The sequence below is a fragment of the uncultured Vibrio sp. genome (assembly GCF_947488985.1).
In the GTDB taxonomy this organism is placed as follows: Bacteria; Pseudomonadota; Gammaproteobacteria; order Enterobacterales; family Vibrionaceae; genus Vibrio.
This window is the reverse complement of sequence record NZ_CANLBV010000183.1, coordinates 1-2,505: the sequence shown is the minus strand read 5'-3', so window position 1 is coordinate 2,505 and position 2,505 is coordinate 1. Positions and strand designations below refer to the sequence as shown.

The window sequence follows — 2,505 nt, the reverse complement described above, 5'->3', positions numbered from 1 at the left end:
GTCGTTACTTGCCTAGGTGAGAGTTTTTTAAAGTGCGTAAAACGGTGTTGTAAGCAACTTTCAACACACGGGCAGTACCTCTTACGCCAGAGCTATTCATTGCCATACCAAGGATTTTATCTTTAACACCATGCTTTCGAACGGCATTGCTCTGACTGCAAAAGAGACAATTAACCTGAATAGTTGCCATGGTTGATCTCCCCTAAAGCTTAGATTCTAACACAGAAACTACAGATTGGAGTCATGACCCCTGGTTAGAGCGTCGCTTTGCCATTTCAAAATCTCCTCTTGGTTAGAGACTTGATCTTAATATCCGTGCTTGACGATTAGAATGTGGGGTTTATGACGCGCTTACAGTATGAGAGTTACCTCTTATTGTTTTTGATTACGGATTCAGCACCTTTAATCAAAGTGGGTAACTCTCTTCTTTTCAAATTGAAGTGTCAGATCTAATCGGAACTAATACATGTGAGGAATAATATTTACTTCTCCTCCAAGCCTGAATTTACTTCAGCCATCAAAGACTTTTTCGATGTAACGCTACCAGAAGTTGCAGGCTCACTCGTATCCAGAATTACGGGTAATTTTCAAGTTTTGAAACCTGTATTTCCAAGTTGAACAGGTATAGTTCAATTGAAACGATACATATACGTTCAACTATTTAGCTCCTCTAGCACGTAGTCGATATATTCTTGTAATGCACTGAGAATCGATTCTCTGATTTTTTCCAATTTGATTGAATATGGACTCAAAAGTGAGATTGGGACCTCTAAACTTTTTTTCCACTCACTAACTTCTAACTGAATTAAATTTTGGTTAACGTATTCTGATTTTATAACTGATCTAGGAAGTAAAGCCCAACCGTGACCAAGCTCAACCAGTCGAATTACGACAGAAAGTTGGTCTATTGCTTCATAGTTTGGTGAAAGTATGACTTGATCCGACATCCCCTCTTCAATCAAAGATTGCAATACTAATTGTTTCGTGCTTTTTAGCTCAACAAGCATCTCCTCTGGAGGGGTGCGTGAAAGCTTACTGTTTCTTGCCCCAAATGGTATCAGAGATAGTGTTTCTAAATATGTTGAGTGAAAGCTATTAATCGCTGTACTGTCATAAACGTTCACTATCCCAAAATGTAAATTATTCGATTCAATTCCTTGCTTGATTTTATCTTTCCCGCAGACAAATAAATTAACCCTGAGGTTCGGAAAGTCTTTGGCTAACTGCATTCTAATATCAGCAATTCCAATTTGTGGGACGAAGCTACAATACCCGATGTTAATTGATTCTAAATCACCAGAAGCGAGATTCATCGCTAACTTATCAAATGTTTTTAATTGCTCTACTGCTTGCTTTGCATATCGATACAACGATGTAGCTTCTTCTGTTGGCTCCACCGAACGGCCAAATTTAACAAACAAAGTCACCTGCAAAGTATCTTCTAGATTAGTCACGACCTGACCGATCGTACTGCGATGTTTATTCAGTTTGACTGCGGCTTTACTTAAAGATTTTTGTTCGTATACAGCAACAAAAGTTGCCAGCTGCTCAAGGCTAAAGTTCATCTTATCTCCATCCATTTTTCTATTACGCTGGCAAACCTGCATTAAGCAATTGTTTTGCAATCAAGAAAATTTATAACAGCACATTGAGTTTCGTTTATTCGTTTCCCAATATTATATACGAGATTTTGTTTGTCCAGTTTCATCCTACAAACGTTAGTTAGGGATCAGGGTAATTCTTTGTATCATTATCACGTTAACTGATTAATTACTTAGGAAACTAAAATGAAACTGAATGAAAAGTTTGCACTAACGGCTCTTGCTGCACTCACTCTTTCTAGCACTCTAGTGATGGCTGAAGAAGACCACGACCCTTCAGATATTGTAAGAGCGTCGACCTCTTTCACTGTCGGCGCAACCAATAACGGCGATGTAAAAGGATATCTAACGTATGCATTTCCCGTTAACGACACTCAACAAGGCATGGTGGCTGTAGAAGGAAAGTACTCAAATGCTCGTGCTCAATACTTCCATGTATTCAACTTCGATGACCCTACAGTACCAAAAGTTGCAGCATCTCTCGACCTTATCGATAACGCTTCAATGACTACTGCTGCGCTGGGTGCTGTTGTAGCGATCACACCCGTCGAACAGTTTTCTATGTATCTAAGGGGTGGTGTTTTAGGCGGAGAATACAGTGATGCAATGACGCGTCAATTCGGTGTGAGTGACAACGCAACCGTGGGTGGAATGGCAGCGGGGTACTTTACACTTAAGACGGGTAGCGATGGCACCTACGTAATGGTACACCCTGAATATACCTATACTGACGGTGATATCGAAACCAGCACTCTAAAAACCTCTTTACGCATTGGTACACCAATGAACACTGCAAAAACTCATTGGGGAGAATTCCGTATTGAGAATACCCCCCTCTGGCAGGATAGTTGTCACTGTTAAAATTTACCCAGCATGGGCGGTAATGAGTGAACCTTGTCTCGTA

The 2,505-nt window shown here is 40.2% G+C and carries 2 protein-coding genes and 2 pseudogenes; 2 read left to right on the top strand and 2 right to left on the bottom strand.

The window, feature by feature from the left end; all coding sequences use genetic code 11:
* A pseudogene (locus Q1A70_RS19500) lies at positions 1 to 190 on the bottom strand (IS1-like element transposase); the annotation flags it as partial.
* Positions 191 to 465: 275 nt separating this feature from the next.
* Here Q1A70_RS19500 and Q1A70_RS19495 point away from each other — a divergent pair.
* A pseudogene (locus Q1A70_RS19495) lies at positions 466 to 618 on the top strand (IS630 family transposase); the annotation flags it as partial.
* A 35-nt stretch (positions 619 to 653) separates the two neighbouring features.
* On the opposite strand, the gene Q1A70_RS19490 reads toward Q1A70_RS19495, so the two are convergent.
* Positions 654 to 1,565: a LysR family transcriptional regulator gene (locus Q1A70_RS19490; protein WP_299695597.1), complete on the bottom strand. Its 912-nt coding sequence runs from the start codon at positions 1,563 to 1,565 to the stop codon at positions 654 to 656.
* Positions 1,566 to 1,787: 222 nt separating this feature from the next.
* Here Q1A70_RS19490 and Q1A70_RS19485 point away from each other — a divergent pair, with 222 nt between their 5' ends.
* A complete protein-coding gene (locus tag Q1A70_RS19485) occupies positions 1,788 to 2,462 on the top strand; it encodes a hypothetical protein (RefSeq protein ID WP_299695595.1) in 675 nt (224 codons plus the stop codon).
* Positions 2,463 to 2,505 lie beyond the last annotated feature (43 nt).

Excerpts from the sequence above, each read along its gene's own strand:
- Q1A70_RS19490 (WP_299695597.1), bottom strand. The coding sequence starts at position 1,565 with ATGAACTTTAGCCTTGAGCAGCTGGCAACTTTTGTTGCTGTATACGAA.
- Q1A70_RS19485 (WP_299695595.1), top strand. The coding sequence starts at position 1,788 with ATGAAACTGAATGAAAAGTTTGCACTAACGGCTCTTGCTGCACTCACT.